Source organism: Pantoea sp. YU22 (genome assembly GCF_003970755.1).
Taxonomy (GTDB): Bacteria; Pseudomonadota; Gammaproteobacteria; order Enterobacterales; family Enterobacteriaceae; genus Pantoea; species Pantoea piersonii.
The window spans coordinates 186,074-211,222 of sequence record NZ_RYDU01000007.1; the positions used below are offsets into that span (position 1 = coordinate 186,074).

25 protein-coding genes and 1 riboswitch are annotated in these 25,149 nt (G+C 58.7%); of the genes, 13 read left to right on the top strand and 12 right to left on the bottom strand.

Annotated elements, in window-relative coordinates; translation table 11 throughout:
• The first annotated feature begins 17 nt into the window (after positions 1-17).
• Both EKL29_RS12610 and EKL29_RS12615 read left to right on the top strand, forming a co-directional pair.
• Positions 18-287 carry a hypothetical protein gene (locus tag EKL29_RS12610; RefSeq protein ID WP_126689852.1) on the top strand — a complete coding sequence of 90 codons (270 nt, stop codon included), beginning with the start codon at positions 18-20 and terminating at the stop codon, positions 285-287.
• A 10-nt stretch (positions 288-297) separates the two neighbouring features.
• Positions 298-903, top strand: a complete 606-nt coding sequence (locus EKL29_RS12615) for an alpha/beta hydrolase (protein WP_126689853.1) — start codon at positions 298-300, stop codon at positions 901-903.
• On the opposite strand, the gene EKL29_RS12620 is transcribed toward EKL29_RS12615, so the two are convergent.
• From EKL29_RS12620 to EKL29_RS23115, 3 genes are all read right to left on the bottom strand, one after another.
• The gene (locus tag EKL29_RS12620; RefSeq protein WP_126689854.1) at positions 900-1,700 is read right to left on the bottom strand and encodes a sugar phosphate isomerase/epimerase; all 801 of its coding nucleotides are present in this window, start codon (positions 1,698-1,700) and stop codon (positions 900-902) included. The two genes, EKL29_RS12615 and EKL29_RS12620, sit on opposite strands and share 4 nt — an antisense overlap.
• Positions 1,701-1,776: 76 nt before the next feature.
• Positions 1,777-2,154 carry a fluoride efflux transporter CrcB gene (gene crcB / locus EKL29_RS12625; RefSeq protein WP_126689855.1) on the bottom strand — a complete coding sequence of 126 codons (378 nt, stop codon included), beginning with the start codon at positions 2,152-2,154 and terminating at the stop codon, positions 1,777-1,779.
• An 89-nt stretch (positions 2,155-2,243) separates the two neighbouring features.
• Positions 2,244-2,320: riboswitch (Fluoride riboswitch) on the bottom strand.
• A gap of 36 nt (positions 2,321-2,356) precedes the next feature.
• Positions 2,357-2,506 (bottom strand): hypothetical protein, encoded by a 150-nt coding sequence (locus EKL29_RS23115; RefSeq protein WP_158618934.1) that lies wholly within the window; start codon positions 2,504-2,506, stop codon positions 2,357-2,359.
• A 196-nt stretch (positions 2,507-2,702) separates the two neighbouring features.
• Here EKL29_RS23115 and EKL29_RS12630 point away from each other — a divergent pair, with 196 nt between their 5' ends.
• A complete protein-coding gene (locus tag EKL29_RS12630) occupies positions 2,703-3,629 on the top strand; it encodes a nucleoside hydrolase (RefSeq protein WP_120457068.1) in 927 nt (308 codons plus the stop codon).
• On the opposite strand, the gene EKL29_RS12635 is transcribed toward EKL29_RS12630, so the two are convergent.
• Complete coding sequence (locus EKL29_RS12635) at positions 3,610-4,638, bottom strand: zinc-binding alcohol dehydrogenase family protein (RefSeq protein ID WP_126689856.1); 1,029 nt, start codon at positions 4,636-4,638, stop codon at positions 3,610-3,612. The genes EKL29_RS12630 and EKL29_RS12635 overlap by 20 nt on opposite strands.
• Before the next feature lie 137 nt (positions 4,639-4,775).
• Here EKL29_RS12635 and EKL29_RS12640 point away from each other — a divergent pair, with 137 nt between their 5' ends.
• Both EKL29_RS12640 and EKL29_RS12645 read left to right on the top strand, forming a co-directional pair.
• Positions 4,776-5,678, top strand: coding sequence for a GntR family transcriptional regulator (locus EKL29_RS12640; RefSeq protein ID WP_120457064.1), 903 nt, complete (start codon positions 4,776-4,778; stop codon positions 5,676-5,678).
• A 167-nt stretch (positions 5,679-5,845) separates the two neighbouring features.
• A complete protein-coding gene (locus EKL29_RS12645; RefSeq protein ID WP_126689857.1) occupies positions 5,846-7,198 on the top strand; it encodes an MFS transporter in 1,353 nt (450 codons plus the stop codon).
• Between the two features lie 24 nt (positions 7,199-7,222).
• Here EKL29_RS12645 and EKL29_RS12650 read toward each other — a convergent pair whose 3' ends face one another.
• The 5 genes from EKL29_RS12650 to mntP all read right to left on the bottom strand — a co-directional run bounded on the left by EKL29_RS12650 (position 7,223) and on the right by mntP (position 11,467).
• On the bottom strand, positions 7,223-8,614 hold the full coding sequence (locus EKL29_RS12650; RefSeq protein WP_126689858.1) for a hypothetical protein: 1,392 nt from the start codon (positions 8,612-8,614) through the stop codon (positions 7,223-7,225).
• Positions 8,607-9,527, bottom strand: coding sequence for an alpha/beta fold hydrolase (locus EKL29_RS12655; protein WP_126689859.1), 921 nt, complete (start codon positions 9,525-9,527; stop codon positions 8,607-8,609). Before EKL29_RS12655 ends, EKL29_RS12650 begins: the two co-directional genes overlap by 8 nt.
• A 135-nt stretch (positions 9,528-9,662) precedes the next feature.
• Positions 9,663-10,499: a fumarylacetoacetate hydrolase family protein gene (locus EKL29_RS12660; protein WP_120457056.1), complete on the bottom strand. Its 837-nt coding sequence runs from the start codon at positions 10,497-10,499 to the stop codon at positions 9,663-9,665.
• A 195-nt stretch (positions 10,500-10,694) separates the two neighbouring features.
• Positions 10,695-10,772, bottom strand: coding sequence for a stress response protein AzuC (gene azuC, locus EKL29_RS23565; protein WP_120457375.1), 78 nt, complete (start codon positions 10,770-10,772; stop codon positions 10,695-10,697).
• Between the two features lie 119 nt (positions 10,773-10,891).
• Complete coding sequence (mntP, locus tag EKL29_RS12670; protein WP_120457054.1) at positions 10,892-11,467, bottom strand: manganese efflux pump MntP; 576 nt, start codon at positions 11,465-11,467, stop codon at positions 10,892-10,894.
• Between the two features lie 302 nt (positions 11,468-11,769).
• Here mntP and EKL29_RS12675 point away from each other — a divergent pair, with 302 nt between their 5' ends.
• The 3 genes from EKL29_RS12675 to EKL29_RS12685 all read left to right on the top strand — a co-directional run bounded on the left by EKL29_RS12675 (position 11,770) and on the right by EKL29_RS12685 (position 16,818).
• On the top strand, positions 11,770-12,012 hold the full coding sequence (locus tag EKL29_RS12675) for a DUF1158 domain-containing protein (RefSeq protein ID WP_120457373.1): 243 nt from the start codon (positions 11,770-11,772) through the stop codon (positions 12,010-12,012).
• A 515-nt stretch (positions 12,013-12,527) separates the two neighbouring features.
• A complete protein-coding gene (mqo, locus tag EKL29_RS12680) occupies positions 12,528-14,141 on the top strand; it encodes a malate dehydrogenase (quinone) (protein WP_120457052.1) in 1,614 nt (537 codons plus the stop codon).
• Positions 14,142-14,433: 292 nt separating this feature from the next.
• Positions 14,434-16,818 carry a phosphoketolase gene (locus tag EKL29_RS12685; RefSeq protein ID WP_126689860.1) on the top strand — a complete coding sequence of 795 codons (2,385 nt, stop codon included), beginning with the start codon at positions 14,434-14,436 and terminating at the stop codon, positions 16,816-16,818.
• Here EKL29_RS12685 and EKL29_RS12690 read toward each other — a convergent pair.
• A complete protein-coding gene (locus EKL29_RS12690; protein WP_126689861.1) occupies positions 16,815-17,396 on the bottom strand; it encodes a LysE family translocator in 582 nt (193 codons plus the stop codon). The two genes, EKL29_RS12685 and EKL29_RS12690, sit on opposite strands and share 4 nt — an antisense overlap.
• 135 nt (positions 17,397-17,531) lie before the next feature.
• Between EKL29_RS12690 and EKL29_RS12695 the strand changes: the two genes are divergently transcribed.
• On the top strand, positions 17,532-19,019 hold the full coding sequence (locus tag EKL29_RS12695; RefSeq protein ID WP_126689862.1) for a PLP-dependent aminotransferase family protein: 1,488 nt from the start codon (positions 17,532-17,534) through the stop codon (positions 19,017-19,019).
• Here EKL29_RS12695 and EKL29_RS12700 read toward each other — a convergent pair.
• On the bottom strand, positions 18,986-19,609 hold the full coding sequence (locus tag EKL29_RS12700; RefSeq protein WP_126689863.1) for a glutathione S-transferase family protein: 624 nt from the start codon (positions 19,607-19,609) through the stop codon (positions 18,986-18,988). The genes EKL29_RS12695 and EKL29_RS12700 overlap by 34 nt on opposite strands.
• 98 nt (positions 19,610-19,707) lie before the next feature.
• Between EKL29_RS12700 and EKL29_RS12705 the strand changes: the two genes are divergently transcribed.
• Positions 19,708-20,556, top strand: a complete 849-nt coding sequence (locus tag EKL29_RS12705) for a PhzF family phenazine biosynthesis protein (RefSeq protein WP_126689864.1) — start codon at positions 19,708-19,710, stop codon at positions 20,554-20,556.
• A gap of 75 nt (positions 20,557-20,631) precedes the next feature.
• Here EKL29_RS12705 and EKL29_RS12710 read toward each other — a convergent pair whose 3' ends face one another.
• Positions 20,632-21,390: an SDR family NAD(P)-dependent oxidoreductase gene (locus tag EKL29_RS12710; RefSeq protein WP_126689865.1), complete on the bottom strand. Its 759-nt coding sequence runs from the start codon at positions 21,388-21,390 to the stop codon at positions 20,632-20,634.
• A gap of 115 nt (positions 21,391-21,505) precedes the next feature.
• On the opposite strand from EKL29_RS12710, the gene EKL29_RS12715 reads away from it, so the two are divergent.
• The 3 genes from EKL29_RS12715 (at position 21,506) to EKL29_RS12725 (ending at position 25,077) form a co-directional block, all read left to right on the top strand.
• Complete coding sequence (locus EKL29_RS12715; RefSeq protein ID WP_033753486.1) at positions 21,506-22,405, top strand: LysR family transcriptional regulator; 900 nt, start codon at positions 21,506-21,508, stop codon at positions 22,403-22,405.
• Between the two features lie 45 nt (positions 22,406-22,450).
• The gene (yhjD, locus tag EKL29_RS12720; RefSeq protein ID WP_120457038.1) at positions 22,451-23,467 is read left to right on the top strand and encodes an inner membrane protein YhjD; all 1,017 of its coding nucleotides are present in this window, start codon (positions 22,451-22,453) and stop codon (positions 23,465-23,467) included.
• A 275-nt stretch (positions 23,468-23,742) separates the two neighbouring features.
• Complete coding sequence (locus EKL29_RS12725) at positions 23,743-25,077, top strand: MFS transporter (protein WP_120457036.1); 1,335 nt, start codon at positions 23,743-23,745, stop codon at positions 25,075-25,077.
• The last annotated feature ends 72 nt before the right edge of the window (positions 25,078-25,149 follow it).

Consider the following 25,149-nt stretch of genomic DNA (forward strand, 5'->3'; position numbering starts at 1 on the left):
TGTTGTAGAGGCGCCTTATGGATCGGCTCGATTGCAGCCGAATGTTTATCGCCATACTGGAGCTGGGCAGCTTTGTTGCCGCTGGCTACGGCCTGTTTACAGGTAATCAGCGTCGGGTGCGTGACTATGCATTGCTCAACTGCTATCTCAAGGGCATGCTGTCGGTTTCCGGCGCGCATGAAAGGGTGAATATCGCCCCCATCAAACAGGGCTACTATTCCATTAAGGCGCTCAATCCCAACGGCATCGTGCCGACAGGGTCCGACATGAGCGAGTACGGTTTTTAAGGAGAAGCGGATGGCGAAAGCGTTAGTGATTTTTCTGCATGGCGTCGGCAGCAACGGCGAGGATTTAGCGTCGCTGGGGCATCACTGGGCGCCGCTGTTGCCGGACGTCCTCTTCGCAGCGCCTGATGCGCCCTTTCCCTTCGCGCATGGCGCGGGCTTTGAGTGGTTCAGCCTTGATGGGGTGACGCCAGAGAATCGTCCGGCGCGCGTTCGCGCCGCCCGCGCCGCCTTTGACGACACGCTGGAGGCGATTCTCGCCCGGCATGCGCTGCGCGACGCCTGGGAGAAGGTGGTGCTGGTCGGATTTTCGCAGGGATCGATTATGGCGCTCGACGCGCTGGCATCAGGCCGCTTCCCGCTGGCGGGCGTGGTCGCTTTCTCCGGTCGACTGGCGTTTGATGAGCCACTGTCGCCTTCAGAACAGACGCCCGCGCTGCTAATCCACGGTCACGCCGATGCGGTAGTCCCGTGGCGCGAGAGCGAATCGGCCGCGCAGCGTCTGAAAGCCGCTGGCGTGCCCCTTGAGCTTCAGCTTGAACCCAGAACGGAGCACACCATTTCTCCACAGGGCGCGAGGCGCGCCGCCGCCTTTATTGCTCAGTGCCTGCAGGATTAAGGCCAGAAACGCCTTAACGCCGCATACGCCTGCTGCGCCGCCTCGTGCGGTGGCAGGCGTTTCAGATCGTCATTGAACACCTCAATCCCCACTGGTCCCTGATAGCCTGCGCTTTTCAGCTTATCGATGAAGCTGCCGATATCAATGATGCCAGCGCCAGGCAACTGGCGCTGATGTTTAGCGATGGTCATGATCGCCTGCTTATCCTGCGGCGGCTGAGCCGCCATATCGCACAGCTGCACCTCATAAATCCGTTCGGCAGGAATGCCATCGAGATGCGAAGCGTCACCGCCCAGCGCGCAGATATGGAAGAGGTCCACCACCAGCCCGATATTAGGCTGATCCAGTCGACGCAGACGCTCCCACGCCTTCGGCAGCGTATTATCCACGCTGCACCACGCCATCGGCTCATACATAATGCGCATACCGAAGCGCGCCGCTTCCGAGGCCATCCAGCGCAGATCTTCGTCGATTTGTTCGGCAATACAGTCATCGCGGGTGGTGGCGGGCGCCTGAATGGTATTGCAGCCCAGCGCTTTCGCCATGTCGATAAACTGGCGCAGCTCGTCCCGTTTTTGCCGGCGTAGCTCGCCGGGCGCGCCGGTGAAGTCACGCAGCACCTGCAGGTTGGTAAAACCCAGGCCCTGCTGCGCCAGACGCGCAGCGCCGCCCTGACAGGCCTCGACATCTTCACGCCAGATTTCGACCTGATCGAATCCCGCGTCGCGCGCGGCCTGTAACTTCTGTTCAGGTTCACCGCTTAACAGCACCAGGTTAAGGAATGCAGGTTGAATCATGAACGTCCTCCTTAATCGTCCGGAATAATCGGTTGCGACAGACGCGGAATGCCTCTGTGGCCGGTATTTGCGTTGCTTAGCCGAGCGCATTCACCAGCGCAAAGCCGGCGAAGGTCATCAGCAGCGATCCGGTGACGTGCACCAGCACGCTCGCCATCGCCCACAAATACTTTCCTGATTGTAGCAACATGAGAATTTCTGCCGAAAAAGTAGAGAAAGTCGTCAGGCCGCCGCATAAGCCGGTGACGATAAGCAGCTTCCAGGCGGGATCGAGGTGGGGATATTTGATAAACCAGGCCAGCGCTGCGCCGATAATAAATCCGCCAGCCAGATTAACCAGCAGCGTGCCCGGCGGCAGGCTGGGAAACAGCGCATTAAAACGCAGCGAGATTAGCCAGCGCAGCGTACAGCCTGCAGCGCCGCCCAGCATAACGGCGAACAGCGACTTCAACATGATTTGCTCCTGTAGTCGGCAATCGCGCAGGGTCGTGGCGGAGAGAATAGCAGCCTGACACACCAGTAACGCCTGCGAGAGGATTAGGGTTAATGTCAGGCGTCATCAGCCGCTGGGGTCGCCAGCAGGCGGTTGGGAAAGGTGGAACGCCATCACCTTAAGGCGTTGATAATACGACGATGCACCTGGAGAGACAAGCGGGTCAGGTGAGCAGCAGACGACGAAAAAGCAGATTCTGAATGCTTTGCCGCGACGAGAGCAGCAGATGAACGAAGACATTCGGCAGCGCCAGCGAGTAGAAGATACGATAGCCTCCGCTGGTATAACATTCGCGATAGCGGCTGATACCCAAGGCCAGCAGTTCGCTACAGATCGGACAGCCTTCCGGACAGAGCGCTACGCGCTGTTCGAACTCATCCAGCGCGCGTCGAATCAGGGCCGTCGGTTCATTACTTACACTGCTGGTGGACCAAATTTAGACTTTAAAAAAACCATGAGCGACTGTTTTGTTGCTTTTTCAGGCAATATCCCGCTCCGCAGGAGAATTCATGCGTACTCTGATTTTCGATACCGACATCGGCGTAGACGACGCCTTTGCGCTGGCTTACGCAGCGCGGACGCAGCGACTGCTGGGCATCACTACGGTGTTCGGCAACGTGGCGGTGGGTCAGGCGGTAAAGAATGCCCGCCTGTTTTGTGAAAAGATGCAGATTGACGCGCCGATCTATCGCGGCTGCGCCCGCCCGCTGGCGCTGGCGCCCAGCGAACCGGCGAAACTGCATGGTGAGGATGGCTTAGGCGATGCGTTTGATAACGCGTACAGCGACATGGCGCCAGGCGCGGTGCAGTTTATTATCGACAGCGTGCGCGCACAGCCGCATGAAATTACGCTGGTAGCCATCGGCCCGCTGACCAATATCGCCAGCGCCATCAATCAGGCACCCGACATTATTCCGCTGGTAAAAGAGCTGGTGATAATGGGCGGCGCGTTCGGTACCGACGGCCATAGCGGCAACGTTACGCCCTTCGCCGAATTTAATATCTGGAAAGATCCGCACGCTGCCGACCAGGTGCTCAGCTCGGCGCTGAAGGTGGTGGTCATGCCGCTCGACGTAACGCATAAGGTGTTGATCAGCGGCCAGGAGGTGCGGCAGCTTAACCAGCCGGTACTCAACGCCATTGTGCGGCCCTATCTTGCCTATAGCCTGCAAAAAGAGGGCTTCGACGGCATGGCGCTGCACGACACGCTGGCGATCGCCTGGCTCTGTCAGCCGGAGGCGTTTCAGCTGGCGGAAGGCCCGCTGCGCGTCATTACCGAAGGCATCGCGCGCGGCCAGACGGTACGCAAGCTGAGCGCGCTGGCGTCGCGGGAAGATCCGTTTCGCGATGTGCCCGCCCAGCGCGTGGCGCTGGGAGTGGATGCCGCGCAGGTGCGCGACCATTTCCTGCGCACGCTTAACGATCGAAGTGAATAACGCCTTTAATCAGCTCACGGTTGTTGATCACCTGCGGCTCGAAGCTTTCCGCCAGCGTCGAGAAGGCGAAATGCGCGTTGAGCATCATCTCGGCGCGCAGCTTGCCGCTCGCCATCAAATCGCGCACGCGGTCAAAATCTTCGCGCGTCGCATTGCGGCTGCCCATCAGGGTCGCTTCTTTTTTATGGAACTCGCTGTCTGGAATAACCAGATCGCCTTTGTGCAGGCCAACATAGACTACGGTGCCGCCGTGGCGCATCAGATTGACCGCGTTGTTCATCGCTGCCGGGCTGCCGGTCGCGTCGATCACCTTCAGCGCCAGCCTGCCGTTGAACTGCGCGCGCAGCGCGTCGTAAAAATCTTCGCGCGCGGGATCGAGCGCCGCCAGACCCAGCTCTTTCGCGACATGCGCGCGGCGGAATTCACTGGTGTCCGCTACCGCGACGCTGGCACCTGCCGCCGCCGCAATCGCCGCCACGCCAAGACCGATCGGCCCTGCGCCCACCACCAGCACATGTTCGCCCGCCGTGATTTGCGCCCGGCGCACCGCGTGTGCGCTGATCGCGAACGGCTCAATCAGCGCAGCGGTTTCCGGCGCGACCTCTTCTGCCTGCAGGAGATTGCTGGCGGGCACGGCGAGGAATTCGCAAAAGCCGCCATCCTGATGCACGCCGATCACTGAAATTTTTTCGCAGCAGTTGGTTTTCCCACTCTGGCAGGCGTCGCAGCGCAAACAGGAGATATAGGGGATCAGCGCCACGCGCTGGCCAGGCTCAACGCCCTGCGCCCCTTCGCCCAGCGCGACCACTTCGCCGCACAGCTCATGTCCCAGCACGCGCGGATAGCTGAAGAAAGGCTGATTGCCCGCCCAGGCGTGGATATCGGTGCCGCAAATACCGGCGGTGATAATTTTAATCAGCGCTTCGCCCGCCGCAGGCGCAGGTTGCTCGCGCGTGGTCCAGACCATTTTCTTTGGTTCAGCGATGACCAGGCTTTTCATTGTCGTCATGGGAATTCTCCTGTTGTCCTGCCGCCTTTATGACGAATTGATCACAGACTGGCCGTTTTGCCCGCGCGATCTGTGAGGCGTGACGTTTTTTTTGGGATTTGAATGGTTTTTAATGAATAAAAACCCGGGGAGCATCCGTGAGCCGAAACCTGAATCTGCGCCAGAACGTCATTAACCAGATGCTGGAAGGGATCGCCCAGCACCATATCCGTTCGCCGCTGCCGGCGCAGGCGGCGCTGGCGGAGATGTTCAATATCAGCCGCACCACGGTGCGCCATACGCTGCACTATCTGGAGCAGCGCGGCGTGCTGGAGAAGGTTGCGGGCACTTACGTGATTGTGCGTCAGCCGCAGGACGAGGATGGCTTCAGCGAGTTGTCCTCGCCGATTGAGCAACAGGCTAGCCAGTTTGAACAGGCGTTTTTCGAGATGATTAACCTGCGTCAGCTCGCGCCCGGCGACGCCTTTAGCGAACTACAGCTGGCGCAGCGGGTTAAGGTCAGTCCGGTGGTAGTGCGCGAGTTTCTGCTGCGCTTTATGCGTTACGATCTGCTGGAGCCGGTAAAGCGCGGACGCTGGCGCATGAAGAAGTTTACGCTCGACTACGCCGACAAGCTGTTTGAACTGCGTGAAATGCTGGAAACCCATGCGCTGACGCGCTTTCTGAACCTGCCGTCGCAGGATGAGCGCTGGATTCAGGCCCGCGACCTGCTGGATCGCCACCGTGCGCTACGCGATACCATCGCCAGCGATTACCGCCAGTTTGCCGCGCTGGATAAAGAGCTGCATTCGCTGATCCTCTCCGCTGCCAACAACCCCTTTTTCAACCACTCGCTGGAGATCATCTCCGTTATTTTTCATTCGCACTATCAGTGGGATGAGCGCGATCTCAAGCAGCGCAATATCGTGGCGCTGGAGGAACATATGGCATTGCTCTCCGCGCTTATCAGCCGCCAGGATGTCGATGCGCTGCTGGCATTGCATAACCACCTCGCCACGTCGCGCTCGTCGATGGCACGCTCTATTCGCCAGTACAATTAAAAACCGATTAAAAACCGCAAAGCATTAGCTTCCGCACGAATCAGAAACAACTTCGCAACATCATGGCTGCATTGCTTCTAGTCTCGACTGCAACTCATGGCGGGCCGCTGGGCCGCTATGTTCTTTGACATCAGATGACGATAACGACCCCGCTACGGGAGTAAGCCATGGAAAATACCTCAACTCGCGATGCTAAAAACCCGGCTGCCGATGGGCAACCAGGGCAGGAGTATGTGCCCGCGCGCAGCGACATCGTGCGCTCGCCGCGCATTCGCAAGATTCAGATCACCGCCATGCTGCTGCTGCTGTGCGCAGCCATCATCAACTATCTTGACCGCAGTTCGCTCTCGGTCGCCAACATGACGATCCGCGAGGAGCTGGGATTGAACGCCACGGAGATCGGCATGCTGCTCTCCGCCTTTTCGCTGGCGTATGGTCTGGCGCAGCTGCCCTGCGGCGCGCTGCTGGACCGTAAAGGCCCGCGCATTATGTTAGGCATCGGGATGTTTTTCTGGTCGCTGTTTCAGGCGGCCGCCGGGCTGGTGCATAACTTTACCCAGTTTATTCTGGTGCGTATCGGTCTCGGCATCGGCGAAGCGCCGATGAACCCGTGCGGCGTAAAGGTCATCAACGACTGGTTCAACATTAAAGATCGCGGCATGCCGATGGGCTTCTTTAACGCCGCCTCGATGATTGGGCTGTCGGTGGCGCCGCCGGTTCTGGCCGCGATGATGCTGGCGTTCGGCTGGCGCGGCATGTTTATTACCATTGGCGTGCTCGGCATGTTCCTGGCGATTGGCTGGTACATGCTTTATCGCGACCGCGACAACAATACCCTCAGCGCAGAGGAGATCCATTATCTGCAGGCGGGAAGCGTCGCGTCGCGCAAGGAGCCGCTGAGCTTCGCTGAATGGCGCGGCCTGTTTAAGCAGCGCACTATGTGGGGCATGATGATCGGTTTTAGCGGCATCAACTATACCGCCTGGCTCTACATCGCCTGGCTGCCTGGTTATCTGCAGTCGACCTACCATCTGGATCTGAAAAGCACCGGCCTGCTGGCGGCGATTCCGTTCCTGTTTGGCGCAGCGGGCATGCTGCTCAACGGCTATGCGGTGGATGCGCTGGTGCGTCGCGGCTTCGACGCGGTAAAAACCCGGAAGGTCTGCATTATCTCCGGCATGCTGCTGTCGGCAGCCTTTACCGCCTTCGTGACGCGCGCCACTGACACCACCAGCGCCGTAACGCTGATCGGTATGGCGCTGTTCTGCATCCACTTTGCGGGCACTTCCTGCTGGGGGTTGATCCACGCTAACGTCACGGCACGCATGACCGCGTCGGTGGGCAGTATCCAGAACTTCGCCAGTTTTGTATTCGCCTCTTTTACGCCGGTCATCACCGGCTGGGTGCTGGATACTACTAAGTCGTTCAGCCTCGCGCTGATGATCTGCGCGGGTATCGCCGTGGCTGGCGCGCTCGCCTATCTGGTCCTGGTGCGTAAGCCCATTACCGACGGCGCGTAATCACAGAGCCGGGCATTCGCCCGGCTAGTTCAGCTTATGCAGCGTCACGCCGTGGCGCGCACCATAGCGCTCAATGCCGCCGATCACCTTCTCTACGCTGAGCGGCGGCGGCGGCGCAAAGAGCGGCGCGCGTTCCCGCAGCGCGGTGTCAAAACGGGCAAAAGTGGCGAAATCGTGTGGGAAACGCTCGGTATCCACGCCGACAAAATCCCCGGCGTGCGTGGCGCGGTCAAGCAATTGCCGCCAGCGTTCGACAGGCGCGATGCCGATGCTCTCCGTGCCGTGCGAAAAGAGCATCATATCGATATCGCGATAGCGCGGCTGGCGATCCAGAAAACGAGACAGCGTTGCTGCTGAGGGCTCGGTGCCGAACACCAGCCAGAAGGGAATGGCATGCTGGCGCATGGTGCACCAGGGGTCCATCAGCAGGAAACTATCGACCGTCAGACGCGTGGCGTGGATCCCCGCCGCCAGATACCAGTCACGGTAGATCTCTGCCACCACGAAACTCAACGCTTCGGGGTCCTGATAGCGTATCTCCAGCAGTTGCCAGTTCCGGTCGGCCGCCATCCTTTTTAACGGCGCTTTGATATATTCATCCAGCCCCCACTCCGCTTCCGGCACATTATCGGTTGGCGCGGGCGCATTCCAGCGGCTGCGATCGCTGCCGTAGCGCGCCAGAAATTCCGCCACGCGCCCGCCGCCCTGCAGATACTCTTTCTCCGTCGCGCCGCCCAGCGCGCCGAACTGAAAGAAAGAGCGATCGCTGGTGCGCGTCACCGGCCACTGGCGCGTGCAGTGGTTGACGAACAGGGTGCTTTTATCCGGCAAACTGCGCATCAGGAATTCATTAAACGCCAGCGGCAGCGCGCGCAGCTTCAGACGGAAATAGCTCATTTGATCGAGCATCAGCCTGTCCTGATTCGGATCCTGCATATGGTGCACCGCCAGACGCGGCCAGGCAGCCAGCAGCGCCGCCGCCACTGCTTTGCCCTGCTCGAATCCCGCCTGCGCGTCGTCAGGATCGTTATTAAGGGAACGCACCGGACAGAGAAAAGTTTGCGGCAGCCAGGGCGCGCCCATCGCGGCGGCAAGATGCGTCAGCGCGCCGTTCGATGAGCCGATAAAAGCGGCAGGATAGTCACGCTCCGGATATTCGCTCACCATCCACTCGGCAATGCCTTCGACGTCGAGATCCCCTGCCTGCGCTTCGCTGATCCCCTCCGCCATGCCGCCAATGGCGTAGCCCCACTCTTTCAGCCGGGTCGGCAGACGATTGAGCGAAGGGAGCAGGCGGTCCAGCATCGGCGACTGGCTTGGGCTGTCGAAGGGTTTGTCATGCAGAGCGTGGGCCAGCGCCATCAGCATGGCGGCGGCGGAGTCGAAGCGGGCGATGCCCTTCGGTGGTTTACTCATGCTGATTCTCCTGCTGAATGCGCGCCAGGAACGGGCGAATGGCGTGGCAGAAACTCCAGGGATAAACATAGTGCAGCATATGGGTGCCGCCGCGCAGCGTCATTATCTCGCCTCGCGCCAGCAGCGCGCCCAGCTCTTCTACCCAGCGCGCAGGCGAAACCGCATCGCGCGAGCCGCGCAGAAGCAGGGTCGGTGCGTTGACGTAAGCCAGGCGCTGTTCGATACGATCGTGCAGCATCGCGCGCATGGTTTGCAGCGCGCGCCAGAGTCCGGCTTTGGCATAGTCGATGCGCGCCAGCGATGCGGGAGAACGGTGCCGCTCAAGGCGGCCGTTGCGCCAGTCGCGCCAGGCCTGACGCACCAGACTGCGTGCGTGACGATCTACCGTTGGCCCTTGCAGCACTAACCCTGCCACCGCGTCAGGATGCCTGACGGCCAGCGCAGCGAGGATCTGGCAGCCAAAGGAGTTGCCTATCCAGATGGCGCGCGACAGCTGATTGTGTTGCAGCCACTCCCAGAGCGCGTCGGCCTGCTCGTCAACCGACAGCGTCGGCGCGGAAGGCGGCAACGCGCTGGCACCAAATCCAGGCAGATCCGGCACCAGAACGCGGTAATTATTGCCGAGCGCCAGCGCCAGTTCCTCCATCGCGCGGCCCGACATCACCAGCCCGTGCACCAGCACCAGCGGCAGACCGGGCGCGTCATTGGGCGTGACGCGGGTAAACATGCGCCACTCACCGACCTGTTGAAAATAGCCGGCCAGTCCCGCATGGTGACTGCGCGGCGAAACGGGCGGCGTCTGCTTTAAACGTCGCCATTGCTGAACGCCCCACCAGGTTGCCGCTGCGCCCAGCCCTAGCCCGGCCAGCAGCGCGCCGCTTTTCCAGCGCGTCGGTTTTTCCTTCCGCCTCATTACCCACTCCTGAAAATGGTTGTGTTACTTCAGTGTAGGCGGCGAAAGCGTGACCAGCAGGCGAGACGGGGGAAAGTTGTGGTGCGGTACAAAAGAAGAGGCTGCGATCGGGCACAATCGCAGCCAGCAGCGGGATCAGGCGATCACGTTGCGCAAGCGGCCAATCTTTTCGATTTCCACTTCCACCACGTCGCCGCTGAACATAAACAGCGGTGGCGTGCGTTTCTTACCGACGCCGCCCGGCGAGCCGGTGAAAATGACGTCGCCCGGCGAGAGCGGACTAAAAGCGGAAATATATTCGATGATATTCGCCACCTTGTGCACCATGCTGCCGGTGGTGTCGTTCTGCACTTCGCGACCGTTCAGGAAGGTTTTAATCGCCAGCGCCTGCGGATCGCCGACAGCTTCGGCAGTGGTCATCCACGGCCCGAAGCCGCCGGTCTGCGGCCAGTTTTTCCCGGCGGTGAACCAGGTAAACTGCATATCGCGCACCGTCGCATCCATAAAACAGCTGTAGCCGGCGACATATTCCAGCGCCTGCGCCGCTTTTACCTGATGCGCAGGTTTGCCGATGATAACCGCCAGCTCGCCCTCATAATCGAATTCGCTGGTGGTCGCTGGCTTCAGCAGCGGCCGGTCGTGTCCGGTCAGCGAGTCGGCGAAGCGAATAAACAGCGTAGGGGCATCCAGGGTCTCGGAGAACTCTTTGCGCTTGTCGGCGTAGTTCATGCCGACGCAGAAAACTTTGCCTGGATTTTCAATCACCGGCAGGAACTGCAGTGCGGAAAAAGCGTAGTCAGCCGGCATCTCGCGAAAAGCGGCCAGGTCAGCCATGGAAGAACGTTCAAGAAAGGTTTTCAAATCCGGGCACTGCGCGCCCAGGCGCAATCCGACATCTACCACGCCGTTCTCACGCACGATGCCAAAACTTTTTCTTGCCTGGTCAGGAAGATAAAAACTGCAAAGCTGCATTACTGCCTCGTTGTTATAGGAAAATTCGCGCGCAGGTTAGCAAAAGATAAGATAAAAATCGTACAGACTTTCGCTCATCCGATCTGTCGACGGAGCGCAGACCGCATGACACAGCAACAGTTCAGCACGGTCTGAAGCGAGATGATAATCACGGGTTATGAGCTGCCCGCGATGCCAGGCGCTGCTGGCAGCAGATTAGTACATTGCGCCGGGGGGAACGTATTTGAAGGTCTCAACGTAAGCGCGGAAGACGTATTTTACTAAGCGTTTCATAGATCACCTGATTCAAAATTTGTTGAATAAATGCAGTGAAAGTATAGCTTTTGTGCATTTTACAGGCAATAAATTTTGAAGCAGATCACAAAAACAGTATTAATTTTCTGCGCAAGGCGTTAAGAGAAGAGATTGAGATGCTGGATAAGGATGGTGCAGCCAATTGAAATCAACACCAGCCCGCCGAGCACTTCCGCCCACTTGCCCAGTACAGGACCGACTAAGCCGCCAACCAGCACGCCCGTGGTCGCCATGATCGTCGTCGCCATACCGATGGTTAGCGCCGTCGCGATGATATTAACCTGCAAGAAGGCCAGACCGACGCCGACCGCCAGCGCATCGAGACTGGTGGCGACCGCGGTGGTCGCAAGCACCATAAAACCATGGCGCTGCGGCGCTTCGCACGGCTCAGCCGTCGCAGTCTGTCGAAAACCTTCCATCATCATGCGGCCGCCGAGGAACGCCAGCAGAAAGAAGGCGACCCAGTGGTCCCAGGCCATCACATAGCGGCTGGCGGCCAGCCCTGCGGCCCAGCCAATTAACGGCGTCAGCGCTTCAATGGCACCAAAAATCAGACCGGTGCGCAGCGCCTCTTTGAATCCGGGGCGATGCAACGCCGCGCCTTTGCTTAACGCAGCGGCAAACGCGTCCATCGACATTCCGAAGGCAAGGATCAGGGTTGCGATAAAAGTCATAATGGCTAATGTCAGGGTAAAAAGCGTTCAGAAACCCGCTTTTTACCGCAATAAAGGTTCAGTCTGGTAAAAGAGCGCGCAGTCTAACACGCATCCTGCCTGATAAAAAGACAAGAAAATCATGGGTTTAAGTATAGCAAAGGCTATAACTTTTATCGTTCGCTATGTTTTACCGCTAAGTTAATGGTACTTAAGCCTTTTCTCAGGATAAAAATGGTACGCGGCCCTACAGCAACCACGGGGATTGAACCCTGCCGCGGATTACCGGAAAATAGCCGCGCTGATTAATGCGGAACCTGCTGATGAAAAACCCCTTTGAATCCCTGATTATTCCCGGCGGCATTTTGCTGCTTGGCTTTCTTTCTGCTTTGCTGTTGCCCGCGCCGAATTTCGGTCTGACTATGGCTAAAAGCCTGACGCAACGGCTGCACTTGCAGGATATCAACCAGCTCTACACCCTGATTTTTTGCGTGTGGTTCCTGCTGCTGGGCGCGATCGAGTTTTACGTCATCCGCTTTATTTATCGCCGCTGGTTTCGTCCCTGATGCTCTGGCCTGCCCGTGGCGGTTTTTGCGCCGAAGCGGGCAGTTAAGAATCACAAAAATGTAACATTATTTTTACAGGATCGGCTGAAAAACCCCGCCTCATAAAAAATTCTTTATCGTTCTCTTTCTGCTTACACCATTCAAATCAAAAGCTTATAAAATAAGGCGAATTCTTCTCCATTTCCTGTCTTGCACTGTCATTGTGCATTTACGCAACATCATATTCGGTTAACCTGCTGAGTTTTCGGTAAAAAATTCCTTATAGCCGCCAGCCTGAGATGATTAATTCTTATGCTGAATCATTTCTGCATTTAAAAAATAAACAAATGTTTAATTCAGAGGCGAGAATGTTATATTCAATGGACAAAGCATAACGTGCAGTTAACCTGCATCCCGCTTAAACGAACCTGAGTCTTAACCTTTGAGAAATAGCGCAACGCGTTCCCAAGAAGCGCGGCTATTTTGCCTGCGAACCTGTTGAGCATCAGGTCAACAGAGAGAGGAGATGTCGCCTCATGTGCAAGACAGCTTTAAGCCTTACGCTCGCAATGAGCGCCACTGGCATGGAAAAACCACAGATGTCCGAGCGTAAAGACGTTGATGTGCTGCTGATCGGCGCTGGCGTGATGAGCGCGACGTTAGGCGCCTGGCTACAGGAGCTGGAGCCGGACTGGACCATTGAAATGGTCGAGCGTCTCGAGAGCGTGGCGGAAGAGTCCTCTAACGGCTGGAATAATGCCGGTACCGGCCATGCCGCGCTGGCGGAGCTAAACTATACGCCGCAAAAGGCGGATGGCAGCATCGACATCAGCAAAGCGCTGGCGATCAATGAATCCTTCCAGATTTCCCGTCAGTTCCTGGCGTATCAGGTTCAGAAGGGGCGTCTTCATTCGCCTGAACGTTTTATTAACAGCACGCCGCATATGAGTTTTGTCTGGGGCGAAGAGAACGTAGCTTTCCTGCGCAAGCGTTATCAGGCGCTGCAGAAAAGCACGCTGTTCCGCGGCATGGCCTACTCTGAAGATCCGCAGCAGATTGCCGAGTGGATCCCGCTGGTAATGAAAGGACGCGATCGCCGACAGAAAGTGGCGGCGACCTGGACGGAAATGGGCACTGACGTCAACTTCGGCGAAGTGACGCGCCAGCTGATCGCTTCGCTGGAGAAGCACCCTGGCTTCCGCCTGCGTCTGCGTCAGGAAGTGCACGATCTTAAACGCCTGAGTGACGGCCGCTGGCAGGTCACGCTGCATGCGCTGGCCACCGGCGAGAAACGCGTGTTGACGGCGAAAAACGTCTTTATCGGCGCGGGCGGCGCGGCGCTGCCGCTGCTGCAGAAAAGCGGTATTCCGGAAGTCAGCGGTTATGCCGGTTTCCCGGTAGGCGGCTCCTTCCTCGTCACCGAGAATCCAGACGTGGTACGCCAGCATATGGCGAAGGTATATGGCAAAGCCTCGGTCGGCGCGCCGCCGATGTCGGTGCCGCACGTCGATACGCGCGTGCTGGACGGCAAAAGGGTGCTGCTGTTTGGCCCATTCGCCACCTTCTCGACTAAATTCCTGAAACAGGGTTCGCTGCTGGATATGTTCGGTTCAATGAACAGCGGCAACCTGCTGCCGATGATGAACGTCGGGCTGAAGAATTTCGATCTGGTGAAATATCTGGTCGATCAGGTGCTGCAGAGCGACGCCGATCGCATGGAGGCACTGCGCACCTACGTGCCGGATGCGCATCCGGACGACTGGCGTCTGGTTACCGCTGGCCAGCGCGTGCAGATCATTAAAAAAGATGCCAAAGAGGGCGGCGTGCTGCGTCTCGGCACTGAAGTCGTCACCTCGCAGGATGGCTCTATCTCCGCCCTGCTCGGCGCCTCGCCGGGCGCATCGACCGCAGCGCCTATTATGCTGGAGCTGATGGCGAAAGCCTGGCCGGAGCAAATGGCCTCGACTGAATGGCAGAACCGCATTCGCGCCGTTGTGCCTTCCTGGGGCCGCAAGCTCAACGGCGACGTGGCGCTGACGGAGAAAGTGCTGGCGGATACCAGCCGCCTCCTGAAGCTCGCCTACTCGCCGGTTACCCCTGGCGCGGCGAACGACGAAGGGCGCGAAACCGCCCATGTCGTCGGCAAATAAAGCGTTTTGACAAAAAAGCCTCGCATTAGCGAGGCTTTTTTTTTCGGCCGTGGCGCCTGAACAACGCGTATTAACCGATCGCTAAAACGCTAACAGAGCATCCCTGTCCCAGCCTGCTTTTCCGGCGCTCACTATGGCGCGGGACGCTTTGCTCGTCAGTTTATACTCCCCGCGCTGTTAACTTTTGTGCACCCGGCGTCCTTGCCCGTCGCCTGGTCGAGTTGCGGATTCTCTATTAGGGTTAATGAAACGCTTTTACCTGTCACCGTTTCGCTAACCAGGAGAATGCCCGATGTCACAATCGACCGCTGCCAGTGAGTTGCAACTGCTGGATCGCTACTGGCGCGCCGCCAACTACCTGTCCGTCGGGCAAATTTACCTGATGGCGAACCCGCTGCTGCGCGAGCCGCTGCAGCCGGAACATATTAAGCCTCGTCTGCTGGGACACTGGGGCACCACGCCAGGCCTCAATTTTATCTACGCGCACCTGAACCGCATTATTCGCCAGCGCGACCTGAATCTTATCTATATCTGCGGGCCGGGCCACGGCGGGCCGGGCATGGTGGCGAATACCTGGCTGGAAGGTAGCTACAGCGAAATCTATCCGCATATCAGCGACGATGCCGAAGGCATGCAGCGCCTGTTTAAGCAGTTCTCTTTTCCCGGCGGCATTCCGAGCCACGCCGCGCCGGAAACGCCGGGGTCGATCAACGAAGGTGGCGAACTGGGTTACTCGCTGTCGCACGCGTTTGGCGCGGCTTTCGATCATCCGGATCTGATCGTGCCCTGCGTGATCGGCGACGGCGAGGCAGAAACCGGCCCGCTGGCGTCGAGCTGGCATGGCATTAAGTTTCTCAATCCCCAGCGCGACGGCGCAGTGCTGCCGATCCTGCATCTCAACGGTTATAAAATCGCTAACCCGACTATTCTGGGTCGCGCCAGCGATGACGATCTGCAACAGCTATTCCGCGGGTATGGCTATGAACCGCTGTTCGTCAGCGGCCACGAACCAGAGAAGATGCATCAACAGATGGCCGCCACGCTGGAAAACGCCTTTGATAACATCGCCGCTTTCCAGCAGGCGGCGCGTACGGGCGGCGAGCAGGACGGCATTCCACGCTGGCCGATGATTATTCTGCGCAGTCCCAAAGGCTGGACTGGCCCGCAGGAAGTCGACGGGAAAAAAGTGGAGGATTTCTGGCGCGCGCACCAGGTGCCGGTAGCGGCCTGTCGCGAGGATGCGGGGCATCGCCAGATTCTGGAACAGTGGCTGCGTAGCTATCAGCCGGACGATCTGTTCGACGAGCAGGGTCGCCTGAAACCAGAGCTGCGCGCGCTGGCGCCGCAGGGTGATAAACGCATGGGGGCCTCCCCCTACGCCAACGGTGGAGTGCTGCGCCGTGAGCTTAAAACGCCAGATATCCGCGATTTCGCCTTTGATGTAAAAGAGCCCGGCTCACAGCTGGCGCAGGCCACCGAGCAGTTTGGCCGCTATCTGGCGGAGATTTTTGCGCGCAATCAGCATAACTTCCGCCTGTTCGGCCCCGATGAGACCGCCTCGAACCGCCTGACGCCGGTCTTCGATGTCACCAGCCGCACCTGGCTGGAGCCGGTTAAACCCTACGACGAGCAGCTGGCGCGCGATGGCCGCGTGATGGAAATCCTTAGCGAACATCAGTGTCAGGGCTGGCTCGAAGGCTATCTGCTCACCGGCCGACACGGCCTGTTTAACTGCTACGAAGCCTTTATCCATATTGTCGATTCGATGTTCAACCAGCATGCCAAATGGCTGAAGGTGACGCGCAAACTCGGCTGGCGCAAGCCAGTCTCCTCGCTTAACTATCTGCTCTCCTCGCATGTCTGGCGGCAGGATCACAACGGCTACAGCCATCAGGATCCCGGCTTTATCGATCACGTCGCCAATAAAAAGGCGGATATCGTGCGCATCTATCTGCCGCCCGATGCCAATACGCTGCTGTGGGTCGGCGATCACTGCCTGCGCACCTGGGACCGCATCAATGTGATTGTGGCGGGCAAACAGCCCTCGGCGCAGTGGCTGGATATGGAGAGCGCCATTGCGCACTGCGAAGCGGGAATGGGCGAGTGGCGCTGGGCAGGCACCACGCCGCAGGGCGAGGAGCCTGATGTGGTTATGGCCTGCGCGGGCGACGTCCCCACGCTGGAGACGCTGGCGGCGGTGGATCTGCTACGCGACTATCTGCCCGACCTGCGAATTCGCGTGGTGAACGTGGTGGACCTGATGGCGCTGCAGACCCAGGAGCAGCACCCTCACGGCAAAAGCGAAGAGGAATTCGACGCGCTGTTCACCCTCGATAAGCCGGTGATTTTCGCCTTCCATGGCTACCCGACACTGGTGCATCGCCTCGCCTATCAGCGTAAAAACCACCGTAATTTCCACGTGCGCGGCTTCAATGAAGAAGGCACCACCACCACGCCGTTCGATATGACGGTGCTTAACGAGCTGGACCGCTATCATCTGGCGCAGGAGGCGATTCTGCGCGTGCCGGGTCTGGCGGACCGGCATCCGGAGTTGCTGGATGATTTGCAGGAGCGCATCGCCGAACACCATCGCTACGTACGCGAGTATGGCGAAGACGTGCCGGAAGTGCGCAACTGGAAATGGCCGTCGCAGACCGGCTCCGGCGCGCCGGATTAACGCAGCGCGTCCACCAGCATCCATAACGTCGTGGCGACCAGCGACAGCGCCATCACGCTGTTGAAGAGACGACGCTTCCACGGCGTTTGCAGATGCAGGCCCAGCCGGTCGCCCAGCGCCGCCCAGATAAGAATGCAGGGCAGGTTCACCAGCGCGAAGCCGAGTATGACCGGCAGCAGACCGCTTTGCGCGCTCCAGAGCAGCGCCACGTTAGTCGCCATCAGCCAGGCTTTAGGATTTACCGCCTGAAAGCCGATGGCGCCTGCGATGGTCATGGGATGCGCCTTTTCCCGCTGCGCCGGGGCGTCCGCGCGCCAGATTTTCCACGACAGCCAGAGCAGATAAGCGCAACCTGCGACCGTCAGCGGCACTCTGACGGCACCCATCCAGCTCAGCAGCCACTCCAGCGCCAGCACCGCCAGTGCGGTTTGCAGCAGGCAGCCAAGCAGGACGCCGGAGATCATCGGCAGCGTGCGCCGCAGGCCAAAATTAACCCCGGAGGTCGCCAGCAGCAGATTGTTGGGGCCGGGCGTAATAGACATAACGGTGACGTAGCTGAAAAAGGAGGGATCGAGCATGTCGGCATTCTCGTTTAAGAAACAGGCCTCTATGCTAGAGCGCGAAAAGGATTGGTAACAGAGACACAAAATCACTATTGTCATGGTTACAGTTTAGAATTTTACCTATTGTACCCATGACTCGCGGAGGCTTTTGTGTCCCTTGCTTTCTCTGCCGATCAGCCACTCTACTATCAGCTTGCCGACAGTTTCGCCGAGGCGATCCATCAGGGCACGCTGAAGCCTGGCAAACGCCTGCCCGCTATTCGCCGGGTGGCACAGACTCATCAAATCAGCATCAATACCGTACTGAACGCCTGGCAGCTGCTGGAAGACCGCGGCCTGATCGAGGCGCGTCCCCAGTCCGGCTACTATGTGCGCAGCGTACTGCCCGCCCTGACGCGACCTGTAGCACACCGCGCGCGCATTAAAGATCCGAGCAGCGAAAAGCTCGACCTGATCGATCAGGTATTCGCCGCGCAGAATCATCCCGATTACGTCAATATTTCGCTGGCCTGCCCGCAGGATGGCGAACTTTATCCCTCGGCGCGTCTGAGCCGCATTACCGCTTCGCTGCTGCGGCGCAGCCCCGATTTGATCGGTCGCTATGCGCTTCCACCTGGTAGTGAGCGCTTACGGGAGGAGATAGCGCGCCGCGCGCTGCATGCGGGCGTGTCGCTGACCAGCGAAGAGATCACCCTGACCCACGGCTGTATGGAGGCGCTACAGCTGGCGCTGCGCGCGGTAACGCAGCCAGGCGACTGCGTTGGGCTGGAGTCGCCGACCTACTTCTTCCTTTTTCCGCTGCTGGCGTCGCTGGGGCTGAAGGCGCTGGAGATTCCTACCGATCCGCAGCACGGGCTTTCGCTCGACGCGCTGGAGATGCTGCTGCAGGAGAAGCGCATTCAGGCGCTAATCGCTATGCCGAGCGCGCAAAATCCGCTGGGCTGCTGCATGTCGCGACAGAACAAACAGCGGCTGGCGAAGTTAGTTAACACTTACAACGTTCCTCTGCTGGAAGATGGGTTATATGACGAACTCCAGTTCGACTGGCCGCTCTCGCCTGCCGTAAAGTCATTCGATAGCGAAGGCTGGGTGATCTACTGCACCAGCTTTACCAAAACCGTCGCGCCTGACTTTCGTATCGGCTGGATCGCGGCAGGCCGTTTCCATGAGGCGATTGCGCGTCTGAAAGCGGTCTCCTCCATGGCGGAATCCCGGCTGCTGTCGGAGACCCTGGCGGAATTTCTCGCCAACGGCGGGTATGATCATCACCTGCGCACGCTGCGTCGCCGCTATGCCGCCAATATGGATGAGGCGCGCGGCCTGATCGCTCGCCATTTTCCGCAGGGAACGCGCGCGACGCTGCCGCGCGGCGGGTTTGTTTTTTGGGTCGAACTGCCGGAAAAGGTTGATACCGTGGCGATGTTTCACCGCCTGCTGCAGGAGCAGATCTGCGTTACGCCCGGCGCGCTCTATTCGCTAAGCGAGCGCTATAATCATGCGCTGCGCCTCTCCTGCTGTTACCCCTTTGACGATCGCTATACCTGGGCGCTGAAGCGCACCGGCGCTGTCGCCTGTGAGCTGGCGGGAGTGGCGCCTGGGATCGATCAGGGTTTGCCGTTGCGTCCCCAGACCGTGTAAGGGTGGCGTTCGGTAAGGCGCTCATAGTAGTTACGCACCGCAGGCAGGCTGGGATGATCCAGTGGGGTTTCATACCAGCGGTTTACCGCCAGCCCGACGCCGATATCTGCCAGGGTAAAGTTGCGGCCTGCGACATAGCGCCCGGTTTTCTCCAGCTGCTGGTTGAGAATGCCCATAGTGTGCGCCCACCCTTTGCAGGCCGCCGCCAGCAGGCGCGGATCCTGATGGGCGGGCGAATTGCGCACCAGCGACATAAAAGCGTAGCGCCACGAGGTATTGAGTTCAGTGGACTGCCAGTCCATCCACTGATCGACCGGCGCGCGGGCGCGCGGATTTTGCGGATAGAGCCAGTCGCCTTCATAGGCATTAGCCAGGTAGCGCAGGATGGCGTTTGACTCCCACATGACGAAGTCGTCATCAATGAGTACAGGGATCAGGGCGTTAGGGTTAAGGGCGAGAAATTCCGGTTTACGCAGCGAGTCAGGGTCTGCGCCCCACTCCTCGTGCTCATAGTCGAGATCCAGCTCGTCACAAAGCCAGAGCACTTTACGCACGTTGATTGACGAGTCGCGCCCAAGGATTTTCAGCATAACGGTCTCCTGCAGGAATTGTTAACATATTGATAACCCTGTCAGGCAATAAACGCAAATCTCGGGCATGGAAATGCCCTGTTGAGAAAGGAGCAGCAATGAACGTCGCGTTTAAGCAAGTAGATGTCTTTACCTCGTCAGCCTTTAACGGCAACCCGCTGGCAGTGATTATGGATGCGCAGGGACTGAGCGACGACCAGCTGCTGGCTATTGCCCGCTGGACCAATTTATCAGAGACCACCTTTGTACTGCCGCCGCAGCATCCGCAGGCTGACTATCGCGTACGCATCTTTACCGTTGAAGGCGAGCTGCCGTTTGCCGGTCATCCTACGCTGGGTACGGCGCACGCGCTGCTCGAAGCGGGCTGGCCGACGAAAAACCCGGGTGAAATCGTGCAGGAGTGCGGCGTCGGCAACGTGACGGTCAGCATCGCCGCCGACGGTATGCTGGCGTTTGCCGCGCCCGAGGCGAGCATTACGTCCTTCACCGACGCGTTAATGGGCAATGCGCTGAACTGTGAACTGTTCGATACCACGCAAACGCCCGTCGTTGTCGATATGGGCATCCGCTGGTTGCTGATCCCGATGATTAGCGCCGACGCGGTGCTGGCGATTCAGCCCGCCGTCAGTGATTTACAGCGTCTTATCACTCATGCAGGCGCCAACGGCGTTATGCCGTTCGGCCCGCTGCCGCACGGCGAGAGCGAGCAGTACGAGGTACGCGGCCTGCTGGTGGAGAACGGCAGCCTGACGGAAGATCCCATTACCGGCAGCGCCAATGCCTGCCTGGCGCGCTATTTTGCCGCCCAGGGGCAGAGGCGAGATTACCGGGCGCGTCAGGGGACGGCGATTCAGCGCGCGGGCCGCGTAGCGGTGCGCTACGAGGGCGACACGATCTGGATCGGCGGAAAGACCGTTACGGTAATTGACGGCACCATCGCGCTGTAGCCTCAACGCTGCAGGTCCGGTACCGCCACTCGATTGCAAAGTCGCGCGGGGCAACCGCGCGCCTGCAAGCAGTACCTATAGCGCCTGACCGCCTGACGCTTCAATGCGCTGCGCCGTGATCCAGCCAGTTTCGTCGCTGAGGATGGCGCTGATAGCGTCGCCGATATCATCCGGCTGGCCTACACGCCCCAGCGCGGTAAAGGCCGCGATGGTATCGTTGATTTCCTTGTTATCGCGCACGCGACCGCCGCCGAAATCAGTCTCAATGGCACCCGGCGCCAGGATATTGACGCGAATGCGACGTTCGCCCAGCTCTTTCGCCTGATAACGCGTCAGCACTTCCATCGCGCCCTTCATGGCGGCGTAGGTGCCGGAGCCGGGATAGGTCATGCGCGTCAGGCCGCTGGAGATATTCAGTATCCGTCCGCCGTCGTTGATCAGCGGCAGCAGCTTCTGCGTCAGGAAATAGGGGCCTTTAAAATGAACGTTAACCAGCGCGTCGAACTCCTCCTCTGTGGTCTCGCTAAATAGCTTATAGTGACCATGTCCGGCATTGTTGACTAAGTAATCAAAGCGCTCCCGCTGCCAGCTGTTTTTCAGCGCCTCTTTGACCTGCACGACAAAGCCGTCGAACTGGCGGCTGTCGCCGACATCCAGCTTTAGCGCGACCGCGCGGCTGCCGAGCGCCTCGATCTCTTTCACCAGCGTCTCAGCTTCTTCACCATGGCTGCGCCAGGTAAAAAGAATATCGACGCCCTTTGCAGCCAGTTTTAACGCCGCATTCTTGCCTAAACCGCGGTTCGCGCCAGTAATCAATGCAATTTTATGAGTCATGTTTCGATCCTGTTGCAAAATTGAACACCAAATCAGGATATTCCCGAATAATTGATCTATAAACGCTTGGGAATACGCAGCACTGTTTCACTTACAACAACAATCGGTGAACAACATGGACAAAATTCACGCAATGCAGGTTTTTGTGCGGGTTGCGGAGATGGGCAGTTTTACCCGCGCGGCGGAGAGTTTAGGCCTGCCCAAAGGTAGCGTGTCGCGCCAGCTGCAGGCGCTGGAAAATCAGATGGGGACGCGGCTGCTGCATCGTACCACGCGCCGCGTACAGCTTACGCAGGACGGGCTGGTCTACTACGACCGCTGTCTCGATCTGCTGTCGATGATCGACGATATGGATAGCCTGTTCCAGCACGATCCCGCTACGCTGAGCGGCAAGCTGCGCGTTGATATGTCTGTCGCGATGGCGACAGGCTTTATCCTGCCGCGCCTGCCGGAGTTTTTACAGCACTACCCCGGCGTAGAAATTGAGCTCAGCAGCAGCGACCGCATGGTGGATGTCATTCGTGAAGGCTTTGACTGCGTTATACGCGTCGGCGAGTTAAAGGATTCCGGCCTGATTGCGCGGAAAATCGGCACCTATACCTTGATCAACTGCGCCAGCCCTGGCTACCTTTCCCGCTTCGGCATGCCGACGCGGCTGGAGGAGCTGTCGTCGCACGCCATGGTGCACTACACGCAGCAGCTCGGCCAGCCTTCGCCCGGCTTTGAGTATTTCGACGGCAAACAGTGCCATTACGTGCAGACCGGCGGCGTCGTGACGGTCAACAGCACCGAAACCTATCGCGCCGCCTGCCTGGCCGGGCTGGGCATTATTCAGGTGCCAGCGATGGGCATCTATCCGCTGCTGGAGTCTGGCCAGCTGGTGGAGGTGCTGCACGCTTTCCCGGCGAAGCCGATGCCGATTTCGCTGCTCTACCCTCACCGGCGCAATGTGGCGCGTCGCGTGCGCGTGTTTATGGAATGGCTGAGTCAGGTACTACAGGAGTATGTCACCTGAGCGGCTATAATTGCCTTTTCAAGTTAAGCAGGATGATAACTGTCTATGACGGACAAACAGGAAAACCCGACTAACCCCGAACAACCTAAACCGCTGATCGATATTCAGACCGGCAATAAAACCGTTGACGGGTCGATTCGGCGCGTATCGCGCTTTGCCGCCTGGTTTCAGGCCATTCCGGCGGTGGCGCACTTTATTCGCGCGCTGGAGCGCTTTAACGATCGTCTGGGCAGCCAGTTTGGCGCGGCCATTACCTACTTCTCTTTCTTGTCGCTTATCCCGATCCTGATGGTCTCTTTTGCCGCGGTGGGTTTCGTGCTGGCGTCAAACCAGGATCTGCTGTCGCAGCTGATCAACAAGATCGTTAGCAGCATCAGCGATCCTACGCTCGCCACCACCCTGAAGAATACGGTGAATACGGCGATCCAGCAGCGCGCGACCGTCGGCATCACCGGGCTGCTGCTGGCGCTCTACTCCGGCATTAACTGGATGGGCAACCTGCGCGAAGCGGTGCGCGCTCAGTCGCGCGATGTCTGGGAGCGTAAGCCGGACGATCAGGAGAAGTTCTGGAAAAAATATCTGCGTGACCTGATCTCGCTGATCGGCCTGATGCTGGCGCTGGTGATCACCCTGTCACTGACCTCTATCGCCGGGGCGGCGCAGACGGCGATCGTTAACGCGCTGGGTCTGGCGGATATCGAGTGGCTGCGTCCGGCAATGACAGCGATAGCGCTGACGATTTCAATTCTGGCGAACTATCTTCTGTTCCTGTGGATTTTCTGGATATTGCCCCGCCATAAGCCGCGTAAAAAAGCGCTGTTTCGCGGCACGCTGCTGGCAGCGATCGGCTTTGAGTTAATCAAGTTTATTATGACGATGACGCTGCCGAAGCTGGCCTCGTCGCCCTCCGGCGCGGCCTTTGGTTCCGTGCTCGGTCTGATGGCGTTTTTCTACTTTTTTGCCCGTTTGACGCTCTTCTGCGCCGCCTGGATCGCCACTGCTAAATATAAGGACGATCCGCAACTGCCGGAAGCGGGTCGCGGCTCGCATCGCCAGGTGTGACAAAACGTTAACATCAGCGGAAAATTTTCCCCTTCGGCTATTTATTATGCAACCAGCAGGATGAATAGCTGAAGGGTCACTTTTATTTACCCGTTTTATAGAGATTCCCGCTGCAAAAGGCGGGCTTCTCCCTGCCTTAATCCACGCATTCCATTTCGACACAAATTATTCACTTTTTCGCCGAAAAAGCCCGTTCTGGCGCGGTTTATCATCGTTGAATGCAGCATGACAGGTGCGTAATATTCCTGGTCTCTATTTACAATTAAGAAACAGTTATGCAAGCCTCCATCACAGAACCTCTGAAAAAGTCACAAGACGATACGCCAGTGAATTCGCGCGGCAAAGTTGTGGTGGCCTCGCTGGTCGGTACGGCCATTGAATTCTTCGATTTTTATATCTACGCCACGGCGGCGGTAATTGTTTTCCCACATATTTTCTTCCCGCAGGGTGATAACACCGTGGCGACGCTACAGTCGCTGGCGACCTTTGCCATCGCCTTTGTGGCGCGCCCGATCGGCTCCGCCCTTTTTGGCCACTTCGGCGACCGTGTAGGCCGTAAGGCGACGCTGGTAGCTTCGCTGCTGACCATGGGCGTCTCCACTGTGATCATCGGCCTGTTGCCGGGCTACCAGTCGATTGGCGTCGCGGCGCCGCTGCTGCTGGCGCTGGCGCGTTTTGGTCAGGGTCTCGGCCTTGGCGGTGAATGGGGCGGCGCGGCGCTGCTGGCGACAGAAAACGCGCCGGCGAAAAAGCGCGCACTCTATGGCTCCTTCCCGCAGCTTGGCGCGCCGATCGGCTTCTTCTTTGCCAACGGCACCTTTCTGCTGCTCTCCTGGCTGCTGACCGACGAGCAGTTTATGCAGTGGGGCTGGCGCGTACCCTTTATCCTCTCGGCGGTGCTGGTCATTATCGGTCTCTATGTGCGCGTCTCGCTGCATGAAAGCCCGGTATTTGCGAAGGTGCAGAAAGAGAAAAAACAGGTGCGCATCCCAATCGGCACGCTGCTTGGCCAGCATATGAAGGCGACCATCCTCGGCACCTTTATCATGCTGGCGACCTATACGCTGTTCTACATTATGACGGTCTACTCGATGAGCTACGGCACTGCGCCTGCGCCTGCGGGTCTCGGCTTCTCGCGCAACAGCTTCCTGTGGATGCTGATGGTGGCGGTTATCGGCTTCGGCGTGATGGTGCCTATCGCCGGTCTGCTGGCGGATCGCTTTGGCCGCCGTAAAACCATGATCACCATTACGCTGATGATTATCGCCTTCGCCTTCCTTTTCCCGTCGATGCTGGGTTCCGGATCGCAGGCGCTGGTGATGGCCTTCCTGCTGCTCGGCCTGAGCGTGATGGGGCTGACCTTTGGCCCGATGGGCGCGCTGCTGCCGGAGCTGTTTCCGACCGAGGTGCGTTATACCGGCGCCTCTTTCTCCTATAACCTGTCGTCGATTCTCGGCGCCTCCGTTGCGCCCTATATTGCCACCTGGCTGAACGCCAGCTACGGTTTGCAGGCGGTAGGCTATTACCTGGCGGCGATGGCGGCGCTGACGCTGATTGCGCTGATCGCCTGTAAAGAGACGCGCCATCAGACGCTCTACGAAGCGGTGTAAGACAAACAGATAAACCCGGCTCAGGCCGGGTTTATCGTCATGTTATAGTGCCTGTGACTTCGGTATGCAGGA